The organism is Clostridium sp. NkU-1 (genome assembly GCA_001312405.1).
This window is the reverse complement of record BBDR01000006.1, coordinates 134,286-148,852: the sequence shown is the minus strand read 5'-3', so window position 1 is coordinate 148,852 and position 14,567 is coordinate 134,286. Positions and strand designations below refer to the sequence as shown.

The following is a 14,567-nucleotide window of genomic DNA, read 5'->3' as shown; positions in this document are numbered from 1 at the left end:
ATGAAAGCCGATGCTAGAATTTAAGCCCTTTTAACTTAAATTGACCAATATAATCTTTCAATAATTGGGCCTGACCATTAAGTTCTTCGCTGGCTGCAGCACTTTCTTCGGCACTTGCACTGTTTGTTTGAACAACAGTTGCGATTTCATCAATACCTGCAGTCACTTGTGAAACAGCAAATGCCTGCTCATTGGAAGCTTGTGCGATTTCATTGATAAGACCAATCATCTTATCGAAACTTTCAACAACATTTCCCATTGATTGTGCAGTGCTGTCAGCTATATTGGCACCGTTTTCCACGGCGTGTATTGTTTCTTCAATAAGGATTGTAGTATTTTTTTGCTGCTTCATCTGATTTTTGTGCCAGGTTTCTAACTTCATTGGCAACAACAGCAAATCCCTTTCCAGCTTCACCAGCACGTGCAGCTTCAACAGCGGCATTAAGTGCCAGGATATTTGTTTGGAATGCAATCTCTTCAATTGTCTTGATAATTTTACTGATTTCAGCAGATTTCGTATTAATGTCATTCATTGCAGCAATCATTTCCTGCATTTGGCCATTACCATTTTTAACTTCCTCACCTGCAGATATGGCTTCGGTGTTTGCAAGCTGTGCATTCCCTGCATTACGCTTGATTTGCTGTGAAATTTCAGCAATCGTTGCAGAAAGCTCTTCCGTGCTGCTTGCTTGTTCCGTTGTTCCTTCTGCGAGCAGTTGTGCTCCTAAGGATACCTGATTCGAACCGCTAGAAACCTGGTCTGCTGCGGAGTTACACTCTAATAGTGTATTATTCAGCTTATCTGTTGCCTGCAGCAGTGCCTCCTTAATTTTGGCGAAGTCTCCATCATATGCCTGGGTGAAACTTAAATTCAGGTTTCCGTCGCCGATCTGAGCTAGCAATTTGGAGATTTCATTTATATATGCGATATAGGTCTTTAGCCTTGTAGTCAAAACTTCCATTGACCGCGCTAAACTACCTATTTCGTTCTTTGATTTAATGCTGATTTCAGCATCAAGGTTTCCTTGTGAGAGATCATCAACAATAACTGTAAGCTTCTTTAATGGAACAATAATGTCTCTTATACTTAAGCTCATAAGTAAAACTACTGCTATGAGTATACAAATTCCAATCAAAACTACTGATGTCATAACATTTTTAGAGCTTTCCTTTAATTCCTTTCCTGACATAAAAGATGCCAATATCCAATCTGTGCCTTCCACTTTTCTTGTCAAGCCTACATATTCCTGATTATCAATGTTTATTTTCAAATCTTTATCAGTAAGGATTTTTTTCTATTCCATTAATACCTGTTTCATCAAGCTTTTTAAAGTTATTATTTGCATTATTACCATCTGCCATGATAATTCCGGAATTATGTACAATCATGGAAAATCCCGTTTTACCCATTTTCATTTTACTTAACATTTCACTAATAACGGATTGTGAAACGTCTATTCCAATTGTACCAATCACTTTTCCCTGACTATTGGTTAATGTTTTCGCATTACTGGTAATTAAAGAATTAGTTGCAGTATCAATATATGGAGAAGTTCTTATTATTTTGCCATCTGCTTTTATTGCATCCTGATACCATTCTCTTGTGGTAGGATCATATTCTTTATTAATACTGCTTTCCGGCCATACAACATATCCTCCACTTTCCGTTGCGGCATAAACATAGATTGTTTCCGGATGATTTTTAGCATAATGATCAAATACTTCAAAAATCTCCTGTTCAATGCTCCATTCTTAGAAGGTGTCATATCAGTTTTTGTTTTGGAATTCTTATAACTAGTAATCGTATCATCTGCTTTAATAATTGCCGGATCTGTTGCAATCATATTAATATTCTCATCCAGCTTATTATAAAAATCATTAATATAGTTTTCAACAATGCTTAACTGATTATTTGCATTTTCTTTAAAGTCTGCAAATGCTTTATCGCTGATTTTTACCGCCAGCATCACCAGGATAATCGCCAGACCAATGCAAACTAAACCATCCGATCTCAAAATGAGTTTAAACTGTATACTGTTTATAAAAGGTATCTTGTTCTTCATTGACTTTTGTTTTTCTTTTGCCATATTTGTCCCTCCATTATTTAAAAGTAATTTCCCTTTTAAATCTGCGTCCTTATTTCTCTTCTTTGAAAGCCACATTATGTTTCTTCCTTTGGTTATCTTTTCTTTCGATAACGAATATCAGGACCAATATAGCAATTCTGCTGGTAAGAATAAGGATTATGATAAAAAAAGCAAACTCTCTTAGTGAAAATATATCACTTTACTTTTTTTATTCATAACACCTTTCGTGCTATTTATATATATTTCGACAAATATGGCAAAAATGTTAAGAATGTTGCTTCAATATTTCTTCCAGCTTCTTTACCATCTCATCCACATGCTCTTTTTCAATGACTAACGGAGGAACAAATCGGATAACATTGGCCCCGGCACTGATGAGCACCAGCTTTTGCTCTATCAGAGCCTGGCTCACAATGGAAGCCACCGGCACCGAAAATTCCAGGCCCTGGATCAGCCTGTGCCTCTCCGGCCGGTTATGATATGATACCGGTCCGCCAGGAAATTAAGGTTTTTTTGCAAGATACTCTCCCATCTCTTTTACATGGTCTACGATCTTCCGTTTTTCAAACAGCTCCAACACCTTAAATGCTGCAGCCGTTACAAAGGGATTTCCGCCGTAGGTGGTCCCATGATCACCTGGAGACATGGCTGCTGCTGCCTTTCCTGCTGCCAGGAACGCTCCCACAGGAACGCCGTTTCCCAAAGCCTTTGCCACGGTCATTACATCCGGCTTTACTCCGTATTTCTGCCAGGCGAACATCTCACCGGTCCGTCCCATACCGCACTGGATCTCATCCAGGATCAGCAGCATGTCATGGTCATCACAAAGCGCTCTTACGCCCCTTAAAAATCCCTCATTGGCAGGGTAGATGCCCCCTTCTCCCTGGACCGTTTCCATGATTATGGCGCAGGTCTTATGATTCACCAGCTCTTTCACACTGTCCAGATCATTGAAATCAGCAAATTTAATTCCCGGAAGCAAAGGCTTAAACGGTTCCTGGTAATGGTCATTACCTGTTACGGAAAGAGCGCCAAAGCTTCTGCCGTGGAATGAGTGTTTCATGGCGATTATTTCGTGGTCATGGCTGCCATCCTTATTGTAAGCGTATCTTCTTGCTATCTTTAAAGCGCCTTCCACCGCTTCGGTCCCGCTGTTGGTAAAAAAACACCTTATCCATGCCGGATACCTTTAATATCAGCTCTCCCGCCTCCACAGCCGGGACATTATAAAATAAATTGGAGGTATGAAGAAGCTTATCCACCTGTGCCTTTAAGGCTTCATTAAATTCCGGGTCATTATAACCCAGGCCCATTACGGCGATCCCGGCTCCAAAATCCAGATACTCCGCTCCATCCGTGTCATAAAGGCGGACACCGTCCCCATGGTCAAAAACAACAGGAAAACGGTTATAGGTCTTATAAAGCTCTGACTCCGCTTTCTCAATGTATTCCTGCTTACTTAGCATGATAAAACCGCTCCTCTCCCGCACTTATAATAGCTGTACCGATTCCCCTGTTCGTAAATATTTCCAAAAGCAGGCAATGAGGAATCCGTCCATCCATGATATGTATCCTGGATACTCCCTGCTTCATGGCATCAATGCAGTTCTGAAGCTTGGGGAGCATTCCTCCTCCCAGCATCCCGCTTTCCACAAATTCCTGGGCTTCATCCATGGACATTTCCGAAATAAGGGATTCTTTATCCTTAAAATCCTTATAAACGCCCTCAACATCCGTCAAAAAAAGCCAGCTTCTCTGCCTCCATGGCCGTGGCAATGGCGCAGGCCGCGTCATCGGCGTTGATATTGTAGGTCTCATAATTCCCGTCAAAACCCACAGGGCAGATAATGGGAAGAAAATCTTTTTCCAATAAATCATATATGATTTGAGGATCCACCTCTGTAATATCTCCCACGAACCCAATGTCTTCTCCGTTTGAATAGCGCTTCCGGCATTTTAGCATCATGCCATCCTTTCCGCTGATTCCCACGGCTTTTACCCCCAGCTCATTGACCATCTGCACCAGGCTTTTGTTGACCCTGTTAAGCACCATCTCTGCGATCTCCATGGTCGGTTCATCGGTTACCCGCAGGCCATTGACAAAATGCGGCTCCATACCCGACTTTTCCACCCACTTGCTGATTTCCTTTCCTCCGCCATGGACGATGATCGGCTTAAAGCCCACCAGCTTTAAAAGCACCACATCCTGAATGACCTGCTTTTTCAGATCCTCATCCACCATGCGCTTCCGCCGTATTTTACCACAATGGTTTTGCGGTTGAAACGCTGTATGTAAGGAAGGGCCTCAATCAGCACCTCCGCTTTTTCCATAATGCTGTGATCCAGTTCCATATGATTTCTCCTTTCCTCTTTCCTGCCTGTTTTATGGAATAAAGGGATACCCATTCGTCTTATGATCGGTAATCCGCATTGATCTTCACATAATCAAAGGTCAGGTCGCAGCCCCAGGCCGTTGCAGCCGCCTCTCCCATTTTAATATCCGCTGTTGCAGTCACTTCCGGTTCTGATAAAATCTTTGTGGCTTCCTCTTCGCTGTAGGGAAGGGCAACACCGTTTTCAATGATTTTTAACTTCCCTGCTACGCTTTCAAAATACAGATCCACCTTTTCAGGGTCAAACATGGCTCCGGAATAGCCCATGGCGCAAAGGATCCTGCCCCAGTTGGCGTCATGGCCGAAAATGGCGGCCTTGGTCAGGCTTGAGGTAATGACAGATTTTGAAAGAGTCACAGCCTGTTCCTTTGTTTCTGCCCCGACGATCTTCACCTCAAACAATGCGGTACAGCCTTCTCCGTCACCTGCCATCTTCTTCGCCAGGGTTTCATTAATGAAATTAAGCGCCTTGCAAAATGCCTCATAATCCTCATTTTTCGTCTGGATCTCTTCATTTCCTGCCATACCGTTTGCCAGAAGGAGTACCGTGTCATTGGTGGAGGTGTCCCCATCCACGGAAATCATGTTATAGGTGTCTTTGATATCCGCTCTTAAGGCTTCCTGCAAAAGCTCTTTGGAAATAGCCGCATCTGTGGTAACAAAGCTTAACATGGTGCACATGTCGGGATGGATCATGCCGGAGCCTTACACATGCCGCCTATGGTGATGGTCTTTCCTCCTGCTTCAAATTGAACCGCAGCTTCCTTTTTTACGGTATCCGTGGTCATAATGGCCATGGCTGCGGCCGTCCCGCTTTCCTGGCTGCCGTCAAGGGCCGGTGCCATGCTTTTACGCCGGCCACAATGCGTCCATGGGAAGCTGTTTGCCGATCACTCCGGTAGACGCCACCAGCACGGAACTAACAGAAACGGAAAGGCTCTCCGCCGCTGCTTCTGCCGTTTCCATACAGTAACGGAGCCCTTCCTCTCCGGTGCAGGCATTGGCAATTCCCGCATTGATAACCACTGCCTGGGCATAAGGAGAATTATCCACAATCACCTTATCCCATTTTACAGGAGCTGCTTTCACTATATTAGTGGTAAAGGCTGCCGCTGCCTTACAAGGCACTTCACTGTAAATCATTGCCATGTCTTTTCTGTCTTTATATTTAATTCCCGCCGCCGTGGCTGCCGCCCTAAATCCTTTTGCCGCCGTTACTCCGCCGTCTATATACTTCATATCAATCTTCCTCCTTTGTTCCTGTGACCGTATACCCTGCATCCTCCAGATGCTTCAAAGCCTTTTCGTAATTTTCCTTTTTTTACAAGAATGTAGTCCGTATTAAATGTGGATACTGCAAATATTCCGATTCCATGATCTGCCAGTACCGTTGATATTTTTGATAAAATTCCAATGAGGGAAAAATCCAGGATTCCTTCTATGCGGAATGATAAAAAACCGTCCTCCCGTTCCATGGTATTTTGGGGTACTGAGGAAGTCTCGCATACCAGCGACACCTCCTGGTCCGTCTTTCCAAGAAACCAGAACCCGCCGGTCATATCAAGCGTTCCCGGATCCGCCGGTCCGTACAGCTTGCATACGGAAAATTCTGCAGATATTCTTTTTAAATTCATTCTCATTTCCTCCTGGTCATTTAACAAACCTTACGATATTATTTTCATTTAAGCTGAATTCGTAGTAATGAATGTCTTTCCGGAATACCCAGCCGCTCTTTTTCCAGAACTCATTGCCTATTGCATTGGACCGGAAAGCAACCAGGTTCACCTGATTGATTCCTTCTTTCCGCAGCCTTTCTAAAGCTTCCAGAACCAGCTTATGTCCGACTCCCTGCTGCCGGTATCCTTCTGCAACACACACGTGGTACATGCAGCCCCGCCGCCCGTCATGGCCGCAGAGAACGGATCCAATGATCCTTCCATCCTCTTCTGCCACCACACAGGTTCCGGGATTTCTCCTGATAAACCGTTCCACACCTTCCCTGGAATCGTCCTCGGCGCGGATTCCAAAGCCTCTAATGCCTGACCACAGTTCATAGACCTGGTCATAATCCTCTAATGTCATCCCACGAATCATCATATTATTTTCCTCTATTTAAGCATTCCTTTGCAGCCTTACGGGAACATGGGAATAAGCTTTAGTCCTTTGTTCTCCGGCATTCCAAACAGGATATTCATATTCTGCACCGCCTGCCCCGCGGCTCCTTTTACCAGATTATCCACGGCCCCCATCATGACTATCCGGTTGGTCCTTGGATCAATTTTGAAATTCACATCCACAAAATTGCTTCCTTCCACCCATTTTGTCTGAGGAACCACATCCTTATTAAGTACCCTGACGAAATATTCGTCCGCATAATATTTATCATAGGCTGCCTTTACTTCCTCATAAGAGACAGGCTTTGCAAGAGCTGCATAAGCAGTTATGAGAATGCCCCGGTTCATGGGTACCAGATGGGGCGTAAAGCTTATGGTGACCGGATGGCCTGCCCCGTAAGACAGCTGTTCCTCGATTTCCGGCGTGTGCCTGTGAACGCATACGCCGTAAGCCTTGATATTTTCATTGACCTCACAATATAAGTTATCTAATTTGGCACCTCTTCCGGCGCCGGAAGTGCCGGACTTGGCGTCAATGATAATGGTGCCGGGATCAATGAGCCCTTCCTTTACCAGAGGATATATGCATAAGGTAGAGCAGGTAGGATAACACCCCGGGTTGGCGATGAGCCTGGCATGTTTCATTTTCTCCCGGTTGATTTCCGGAAGCCCGTAGACCGCTTCCTTTATAAACTGGGGTGTCTTGTGCTCCATCTTATACCATTCTTCATAGACAGCCACATCCTTGATCCTGTAATCAGCGCTTAAATCAATGACTTTTGTTTTCGTTAATATATTGTCATTCATGTGAGAAGCGCAAAAGCCCTGGGGAGTTGCCGTAAAAATCACATCTGCGATTTCTGCCAAGGCCTCCACATTGTCATCCAGGCAGGAATCGTCCACAATCCGAAACATGTTTTGATAAATAGAAGCGTATTTCTGATCCACATAACTTTTGGATCCGTACCATATGATCTCTACATCATCTCTCTGAAGCAAAAGTCTTGCAAGCTCGCCGCCTGCATATCCGGTAGACCCTATTATTCCTGCCCTAATCATAATCATCTCTCCTTATATTTTTTCATAGGTAGTCTGTTTTTCATTTCTAATGGTTTCAAGCATTTTTATACCTTATTTATACAAGCTCTTCTGCCGAAAAAAAGGCTTTTTCAGGTTTTTCAATTATTGATGATTCATAATTATACATTGATAACGTATATTATGCAAGTTTTTTTATATTTTTTTATTTTACTCTTGCATTTTTTATAGTTTTATTGTATATTTATGAAAGTTCAATAAAAAAAATCCAATAAAAATCCAGGAGGAACTATAAATGAAAGAGAAAGTTATTTTAGCTTATTCCGGCGGTCTTGATACCACTGCAATTATCCCGTGGTTAAAGGAGAATTTTGATTATGAAGTAATCTGCTGCTGTATTGACTGCGGCCAGGGCAATGAATTAGACGGTTTGGAGGAAAGAGCCAAATTATCCGGCGCTTCCAAATTATATATTGAAAATCTGGTCGATGACTTCTGCGACAATTACATCATTCCATGTGTGCTGGCTAATGCAGTTTATGAAAACAAGTACTTATTAGGAACCTCCATGGCCCGTCCTGCCATTGCAAAAAGACTGGTGGAGATTGCAAGGAAAGAAGGCGCTACTGCCATCTGCCACGGCGCTACAGGCAAAGGAAACGACCAGATCCGTTTTGAGCTGGGAATCAAGCTCTGGCCCCTGATTTAAAGATCATTGCCCCATGGCGTATGACCGATGTATGGACCATGCAATCCCGGGAAGATGAAATCGAATACTGTAAACAGCACGGTATCGACCTTCCCTTCTCCGCTGACAACAGCTACAGCCGTGACCGTAACTTATGGCATATCAGCATGAAGGCCTGGAGCTGGAAGACCCGGCAAACGAGCCAAATTATGACCATTTATTAGTATTGGGCGTATCCCCGGAAAAGGCTCCGGATGAAGGGGAATATGTGACCATGACCTTTGAAAAGGGCATTCCTGTCAGCGTAAATGGGGAAAAGATGAAGGTTTCTGATATCATTACCAGGTTAAATGAGCTGGGCGGCAAGCACGGCATCGGCATCGTGGATATCGTGGAAAACAGGGTTGTGGGAATGAAATCCCGCGGCGTTTATGAAACTCCCGGCGGAACCATCCTTCTTGAGGCTCATCAGCAGTTAGAGGAACTGGTATTAGACCGTGCTACCATGGAAGTGAAGAAGGATATGGGCAATAAGTTTGCACAGATCGTTTATGAGGGAAAATGGTTTACTCCCCTGCGCGAAGCAGTTCAGGCATTTGTGGAATCCACACAGAAGTATGTGACCGGAGAAGTGAAGTTAAAGCTTTATAAGGGAAATATCATTAAGGCAGGAACAATCTCCCCTTACTCCTTGTACAGCGAGTCCCTGGCTTCCTTTACAACAGGCGATTTATATGACCACCATGATGCAGATGGCTTTATCACTCTGTTCGGACTTCCGTTAAAGGTGCGTGCTATGAAGATGCAGGAAATTGAAAAAGCAAATAAATAAGTAAAAAAAGGACGTACACAGATATATTTTCCATGTGCGTCCTTTATTTCTGTCCATGGGCAATGATCCATTCTTCCAGCAGTTCCTCCGTAGCCACCACCTCAGGAAGCATCTTTTCGTATTCTACCAGTTTCTTTATGAACTTTAATATAAGAGCCGTATCTTTTCTTTCGGCATATCTGAATGTCAATTCCATTTCTCTTCCTTCCAAATCTAATCTGTTAAGTAAAGCATCCTATGAATTCTACTTTTTTTCCAATGCCCGCCTGATCCTTGGCATCATTTTTTTTGTATAAACGTAACCGTTTTCCATACACTTTTCCATACATTCAAAGGTCAAAAGGCCTGCCCCTCTGGGCATGGGCGGCTTTAGCAAAAGGATCTCACCGCTGGAACGGCATTCCTTAAGCTCCCTGCTCATGATAGAAAAGGAATGGAACGCAGTCTCAATGATGGAATGATCATGAGGCATTTCATATTCCTCCCCAATGTCCACCGCAATCACTTTTGCTTCTCCTGCCGCGATCAAAAGGTCCACAGGAAGGTTGTTGGTCACTCCCCCATCCACCAGCAGAAAGCCGTTTATCTGTCTTGGCCGGAATACGGCGGGAACGGAGGAGCTTGCCATCATGATATCACAAAGATATCCGCTCCGCTCCCATTTCACATGCTCCTGCCTTAATGCAGAACGGGGAATTTCAGCCTGAAACAGGTTGGTAAATGCAACTGTATCCCCGCTGTTAATATCTACAGCCGGAACCAGCAGGCTCTTGCAGTTTCCCTGTATCTCCATCCCATCTGTTAAATCGCAGAGAAAACGCTGAAGCCGGTTTCCCTTTATAAGCCCTTGAAGCGTTGTCTCCCTGCCCAGCAGGAACTGGGGCAGAAATAAGGCAATCCCCAAAATATCCGGATCAATCAGGCTTCTTCCATGTTTTGCCAGCCATCGTACTGTTTCCCGCATATCCCCTGTTGTCATGCCTGCTGCATAAAGTCCTGCTGCAATGCTTCCGGCACTGGCCCCTGCTACCTTGTCTGGAAGAAGTCCTGCTTCTTCCAGCGCAGATAATACTCCCACATGGGCCGCCCCCCTGGTTCCGCCGCCTGCCATCGCCAGTCCATAATCTGCCATGATTCCATTCTCCTTGCGTTTCAGCCGCATTTCAGGAAAATGTATGCCATTTCTGTTTCATTTATGCCTGGCCCGGCAAATGCAAAGAAGAACAGGTTTTGAGTCAGGCTCAAAACACTGTTCTTCTTTCCTGTCATTTATAATACGCATCAATTCCGTCGGCAATCCCTTTTACGATCTTATCCCGGTATTCCTCGGCAGCCATCTTCTTATCCTCATCCGCATTGCTCATGAATCCCATCTCCACAATGGTCACCGGTATATTGCACCAGTTGATGCCGCTCATGGAATCTGTCTCCTGCACTCCCCGGTTCTTAAATCCGGTCTGATTGCAGATTCCATCCACAACGGCCTTGGAAAGAGATTTACTTTTGCTGTACAGGGTCCCATTGTATGGATTCTTAGCCGTCTGGCACATGGTAAGGGCACCATGAACGCTGCTGTCATTTAAGGAATTGGCATGGACACGGACAAAGATATCCGCTCCGCTTTTATCCGCCATCTGGGCGCGTTCTGCATTGCTGATGTTCACATCATTGGTTTCCCGGATCATGTAGACTTTATAGCCCCTGTTTATAAGCTCCTGCTTTAATTTTAAAGAAACCGCAAGAGTGAGCTGGTATTCCGGGATACCGGTTGCTGTTCCCTGAGTTCCGGAAGCCACCTTTGCTTTCATCTCAGAAGCACCTGGCCCAATGGGCTCCTTTTCGGAATTCCCCTTTGCCTGATGGCTGTCGATGGCAATAAGCTTGCCTGCTCCGTTTCCGGAAACAGATGGAGCAGTGCCCGCCGTCTCCTGCACTGGCTTATCTTTTGATACGTACCGGGAGGAAATATAGCCTTCCTTGTCTTTGTATATAACCCGGCTCCAGCTCTCGCTGTACCCGGTCCGTTTAAGGGCGGCACCCTTATCAAGCTTGTCCATGACTTCTCCGCTGGCAGAAGGGGATTTTCTTACATTCACCTGGGAGCCGGTAACATAAACGGTCTCATCGGCTGCCTCAAAGACAGGAGCGGTCTCCATTGTCACAGCGGCTTCATGGGAGCTTGTCTCCACTGATTTTCCGCTCTCAGTTTCCCCTGTTTTATCCTCTGCAATGGATACGGGAGCTGTCTCCTCTCCCTCCTCCTGGCCTAAGCGCCCTGGGCTTCTTCCAGGGCCGGTGCTTTTACGGCTTCATATTTCCTGGCACAGCTGCAAGCATAAATGCGCAAAGAAGGATCGAGGCCAATAACAGCCACCCGCGGCCTTTTCTTAAATTTCTCAAAGTATGGTTCCTCCTCCGACAACATAGTCTCCATCATAAAATACCACCGCCTGTCCCGGAGTGATAGCACGCTGAGGTTCGTCAAACCTGCATTCTATCACACCATCCTCCACTTCCTCTATGGTACACATGGCACCCTTATGGCTGTAGCGGATCTTTGCCGATACCCGCATGCTTTCTCCCTGAAGCCCGGGAACTGCCATCCAGTTAATGTGGTTGGCCCGCAGTATAGTCATATACGTCATCCCCAGTTCCGATCACCACTTCATTGGTCTCAGGCCGTATCTCCACCACAAAAACCGGGTGGCCCATGGATAGATTGAGTCCCTTTCTCTGGCCTACCGTGTAATGGGTAATTCCCTTGTGCCGGCCGATCACCTGACCGGAAAGATCAACAAAATTACCCTCCGGCGCTTTTTCCCCTGCACTTTCTTCAATGAATCCTGCATAATCATTATCCGGAATAAAGCAGATTTCCTGACTGTCCGGCTTATGGGCAACCATTAAGTTGATCCTGTCCGCGATCTCGCGGATCTGGTCCTTTGAATAGGCCCCCACCGGCATCAGGGTATGGGCTAGCTGGTGCTGTGTCAGATTGTAAAGGGCATACGTCTGGTCCTTTGCCGCTGTCACGGACTTTTTTTAATGCATATCTTCCGTTAGGGAGCTTATCAATCTGGGCATAATGGCCTGTGGCAATATAATCCGCCCCTAATCCCAAGCTGCGCTTTAAAAGAGACTCCCACTTGACATAACGGTTGCAGGCAATGCACGGATTGGGCGTACGCCCTTTCTGATATTCTCCTACAAAATAATCAATGACCTGGGATTTGAATTCTTCTTTAAAATTCATGACATAATAAGGAATCCCCAGGTCCCAGGCAACCCGTCTGGCATCATCCACGGCGCTTAAGCCGCAGCAGCCTCCGTTTTCTTCCTGGGTCCCGGTATCCTCATCCTGCCATATCTGCATGGTGACGCCTATGACTTCATATCCCTGTTCCTTAAGGAGCCACGCTGCTACAGAAGAATCTACGCCTCCCGACATTCCTACTACTACTTTCCCTTTGCTCATAGCTTTATGTTTCCACTTTCTGGCCGGATAAGCAAAAGCGGCATCTTAATATTCTTCTTCCACTTCTTCCTCACCGATATCAGACTTGGGTTTCTTTAATCCATCAATCTCAAGCCCGTTTTTCTTTGCATAATCCCATAAGGCAGCGTGGATCGCTTCCTCTGCCAGCAGGGAACAGTGTACCTTTACAGGTGGTAATCCATCAAGAGCTTCGCACACCGCCTGATTCGTCACGGCCATGGCCTCCTGAACGGATTTTCCCTTTACCATCTCCGTAGCCATGCTGCTTGTAGCAACCGCAGCTCCGCAGCCAAAGGTTTTAAATTTTACATCACGGATAATCTGATCTTCATCAATATCCAGATAAATTCTCATAATATCGCCGCACTTGGCATTTCCTACGGTACCCATACCGCTGGGGTTATCAATTTCCCCTACATTTCTTGGATGCTCAAAATGATCCATTACTTTTTCTGTATACATAATCTATTTTCTCCATTTCCAGGTAATCTGTCTGCTTTGTTTCCAGCCGCCAAAAGGCGGTTCCTTGAATCATTTCGCCTGATGTTTAATATAATCTTCATAAAGCGGGGACATACTGCGCAGTTTTTCCACGATCTCCTTAATGGATTCCACAACATAGTCCATCTCTTCCATTGTGTTGCGTTCATCTAAGGTCAGACGAAGGGAGCCATGGGCGATCTCGTGAGGCAGTCCAATGGCAAGCAGCACATGGGATGGGTCTAAAGAGCCTGAAGTACAGGCAGAACCGCTGGAACCGCATATGCCTTTCATATCCAGCATGATGAGCAAGGACTCTCCTTCAATAAACTGGAACGCAAAATTTACGTTGTTGGACAGCCTGTTTTTCCTGTGTCCGTTGATTCTTGTATAAGGAACCTCTGCCATAACACGGTCCATGAGATAATTGCAAAGCTGGCGTTCCGTATTTGCTCTCTCTTCCATGCCTTCCACCGCAAGCTCCACAGCCTTGCCAAAGCCTACGATTCCAGGTACATTCTCCGTACCGGCACGGCGTTTCCTTTCCTGTGCGCCTCCATGAATGAAGGAACGGGATTTGATGCCGCTTCTGATATATAGGAAGCCAATGCCCTTGGGGCCGTTGATCTTATGGCCGCTGGCACTGAGCATATCGATATGGTAATCATCCACATTGATGGGCACATGGCCAAATGCCTGGACGCATCTGTGTGGAATAATATTCCCCGCTCTTTTGCAATCTCTCCGATTTCCCTGACCGGTTCTATGGTTCCTATCTCGTTATTGGCAAACATGATGGAAATGAGGATGGTATCTGGGCGGATCGCTTTTTTTCAGCTCCTCCAGCTTTATGAACCCATTTTCATCTACATTTAAATAGGTCACCTCAAAACCCTGCTTCTCCAGATATTCACAGGTATGAAGCACGGCGTGGTGTTCGATTTTACTGGTGATAATGTGTTTTCCTTTTGAAGCATAAGCTTCTGCAGTTGCAATCAGCGCCCAGTTGTCAGACTCTGAACCGCCTGCCGTAAAATAGATCTCGTTGGACTTGGCACCCAGAGCGTTTGCAATGGTTTCTCTGGCTCCTGCCACGGCCTTTTTTTGAGATGCCGGAAAACTCGTATACGGATGATGGATTTCCATAATACTCCGTAAAATAAGGCAGCATGGCTTCCACGACCTCAGGCCTCGTTTGGGTAGTCGCTGCGTTGTCAAGATAAATCAGTTGCTTCATATTGTTAGTTCCGCCTTTCTGTAGTCCTAAAGTTAAAAGCTTCATCTACATTTTCTATTATACACACATTTCCTAGAATTTCAATAGGAATGATTCTCATTATAACTATAGTTCTGCTATGCAGAAGTTATTCTGTCCGTCCGTTATGAATGGCATGTCTGAGCTGTAACAAATGTCATGAAGAAGAAGCCCATTCCATATA

General features: G+C 45.3%; 12 protein-coding genes and 6 pseudogenes. 1 reads left to right on the top strand and 17 read right to left on the bottom strand.

Annotated elements, in window-relative coordinates; genetic code table 11:
* Positions 1 to 13 precede the first annotated feature (13 nt).
* From JCM10519_RS11655 to argC, 10 genes and pseudogenes are all read right to left on the bottom strand, one after another.
* Positions 14 to 352 (bottom strand): methyl-accepting chemotaxis protein, encoded by a 339-nt coding sequence (locus JCM10519_RS11655; RefSeq protein ID WP_054739324.1) that lies wholly within the window; start codon positions 350 to 352, stop codon positions 14 to 16.
* Entirely contained in the window at positions 318 to 1,235 is a 918-nt protein-coding gene (locus tag JCM10519_RS11650) for a methyl-accepting chemotaxis protein (RefSeq protein ID WP_347843932.1), read from the bottom strand. The genes JCM10519_RS11655 and JCM10519_RS11650 overlap by 35 nt, the downstream gene beginning before the upstream one ends.
* Before the next feature lie 43 nt (positions 1,236 to 1,278).
* Positions 1,279 to 1,686, bottom strand: a complete 408-nt coding sequence (locus JCM10519_RS29160; RefSeq protein ID WP_347844005.1) for a cache domain-containing protein — start codon at positions 1,684 to 1,686, stop codon at positions 1,279 to 1,281.
* The gene (locus JCM10519_RS11645; protein ID WP_054739315.1) at positions 1,578 to 2,162 is read right to left on the bottom strand and encodes a hypothetical protein; all 585 of its coding nucleotides are present in this window, start codon (positions 2,160 to 2,162) and stop codon (positions 1,578 to 1,580) included. The genes JCM10519_RS29160 and JCM10519_RS11645 overlap by 109 nt, the downstream gene beginning before the upstream one ends.
* A gap of 190 nt (positions 2,163 to 2,352) precedes the next feature.
* Positions 2,353 to 3,553: pseudogene (locus JCM10519_RS11640) on the bottom strand (aspartate aminotransferase family protein).
* Positions 3,543 to 4,433, bottom strand: a pseudogene (gene argB, locus JCM10519_RS11635) (acetylglutamate kinase). The pseudogenes JCM10519_RS11640 and argB overlap by 11 nt, the downstream one beginning before the upstream one ends.
* A 65-nt stretch (positions 4,434 to 4,498) precedes the next feature.
* Positions 4,499 to 5,719 (bottom strand): annotated as a pseudogene (gene argJ / locus JCM10519_RS11630) (bifunctional glutamate N-acetyltransferase/amino-acid acetyltransferase ArgJ).
* Positions 5,716 to 6,114: an ACT domain-containing protein gene (locus tag JCM10519_RS11625; RefSeq protein WP_347843931.1), complete on the bottom strand. Its 399-nt coding sequence runs from the start codon at positions 6,112 to 6,114 to the stop codon at positions 5,716 to 5,718. The pseudogene argJ and the gene JCM10519_RS11625 overlap by 4 nt, the downstream one beginning before the upstream one ends.
* 16 nt (positions 6,115 to 6,130) lie before the next feature.
* Positions 6,131 to 6,577 carry a GNAT family N-acetyltransferase gene (locus tag JCM10519_RS11620; protein WP_054739313.1) on the bottom strand — a complete coding sequence of 149 codons (447 nt, stop codon included), beginning with the start codon at positions 6,575 to 6,577 and terminating at the stop codon, positions 6,131 to 6,133.
* A 35-nt stretch (positions 6,578 to 6,612) separates the two neighbouring features.
* Positions 6,613 to 7,653 (bottom strand): N-acetyl-gamma-glutamyl-phosphate reductase, encoded by a 1,041-nt coding sequence (argC, locus tag JCM10519_RS11615; protein ID WP_054739311.1) that lies wholly within the window; start codon positions 7,651 to 7,653, stop codon positions 6,613 to 6,615.
* Between the two features lie 274 nt (positions 7,654 to 7,927).
* On the opposite strand from argC, the pseudogene JCM10519_RS11610 reads away from it, so the two are divergent.
* Positions 7,928 to 9,152 (top strand): annotated as a pseudogene (locus JCM10519_RS11610) (argininosuccinate synthase).
* 43 nt (positions 9,153 to 9,195) lie between these two features.
* On the opposite strand, the gene JCM10519_RS29155 reads toward JCM10519_RS11610, so the two are convergent.
* From JCM10519_RS29155 to nifS, 7 genes and pseudogenes are all read right to left on the bottom strand, one after another.
* Positions 9,196 to 9,348, bottom strand: a complete 153-nt coding sequence (locus JCM10519_RS29155) for a hypothetical protein (protein WP_347843930.1) — start codon at positions 9,346 to 9,348, stop codon at positions 9,196 to 9,198.
* A 48-nt stretch (positions 9,349 to 9,396) separates the two neighbouring features.
* Positions 9,397 to 10,284 (bottom strand): patatin-like phospholipase family protein, encoded by an 888-nt coding sequence (locus JCM10519_RS11605; protein ID WP_054739309.1) that lies wholly within the window; start codon positions 10,282 to 10,284, stop codon positions 9,397 to 9,399.
* A 133-nt stretch (positions 10,285 to 10,417) separates the two neighbouring features.
* Positions 10,418 to 11,341: an N-acetylmuramoyl-L-alanine amidase gene (locus JCM10519_RS11600; protein ID WP_347843929.1), complete on the bottom strand. Its 924-nt coding sequence runs from the start codon at positions 11,339 to 11,341 to the stop codon at positions 10,418 to 10,420.
* A gap of 77 nt (positions 11,342 to 11,418) precedes the next feature.
* The gene (locus JCM10519_RS29150; protein ID WP_347843928.1) at positions 11,419 to 11,589 is read right to left on the bottom strand and encodes a hypothetical protein; all 171 of its coding nucleotides are present in this window, start codon (positions 11,587 to 11,589) and stop codon (positions 11,419 to 11,421) included.
* A pseudogene (mnmA, locus tag JCM10519_RS11595) lies at positions 11,549 to 12,627 on the bottom strand (tRNA 2-thiouridine(34) synthase MnmA). Before mnmA ends, JCM10519_RS29150 begins: the two are co-directional and overlap by 41 nt.
* Positions 12,628 to 12,672: 45 nt before the next feature.
* Entirely contained in the window at positions 12,673 to 13,110 is a 438-nt protein-coding gene (gene nifU, locus JCM10519_RS11590) for a Fe-S cluster assembly scaffold protein NifU (RefSeq protein ID WP_054739307.1), read from the bottom strand.
* Positions 13,111 to 13,179: 69 nt separating this feature from the next.
* Positions 13,180 to 14,365 (bottom strand): annotated as a pseudogene (gene nifS, locus JCM10519_RS11585) (cysteine desulfurase NifS).
* Between the last annotated feature and the right edge of the window lie 202 nt (positions 14,366 to 14,567).

Coding starts and splice junctions, on each gene's coding strand:
- JCM10519_RS11605 (WP_054739309.1), bottom strand. CDS start 10,284: ATGGCAGATTATGGACTGGCGATGGCAGGCGGCGGAACCAGGGGGGCG.
- JCM10519_RS11620 (WP_054739313.1), bottom strand. CDS start 6,577: ATGATGATTCGTGGGATGACATTAGAGGATTATGACCAGGTCTATGAA.
- nifU (WP_054739307.1), bottom strand. CDS start 13,110: ATGTATACAGAAAAAGTAATGGATCATTTTGAGCATCCAAGAAATGTA.
- JCM10519_RS29155 (WP_347843930.1), bottom strand. CDS start 9,348: ATGGAATTGACATTCAGATATGCCGAAAGAAAAGATACGGCTCTTATA.
- argC (WP_054739311.1), bottom strand. CDS start 7,653: ATGATTAGGGCAGGAATAATAGGGTCTACCGGATATGCAGGCGGCGAG.
- JCM10519_RS29150 (WP_347843928.1), bottom strand. CDS start 11,589: ATGATGGAGACTATGTTGTCGGAGGAGGAACCATACTTTGAGAAATTT.
- JCM10519_RS11655 (WP_054739324.1), bottom strand. CDS start 352: ATGAAGCAGCAAAAAAATACTACAATCCTTATTGAAGAAACAATACAC.
- JCM10519_RS11625 (WP_347843931.1), bottom strand. CDS start 6,114: ATGAATTTAAAAAGAATATCTGCAGAATTTTCCGTATGCAAGCTGTAC.
- JCM10519_RS11645 (WP_054739315.1), bottom strand. CDS start 2,162: ATGTGGCTTTCAAAGAAGAGAAATAAGGACGCAGATTTAAAAGGGAAA.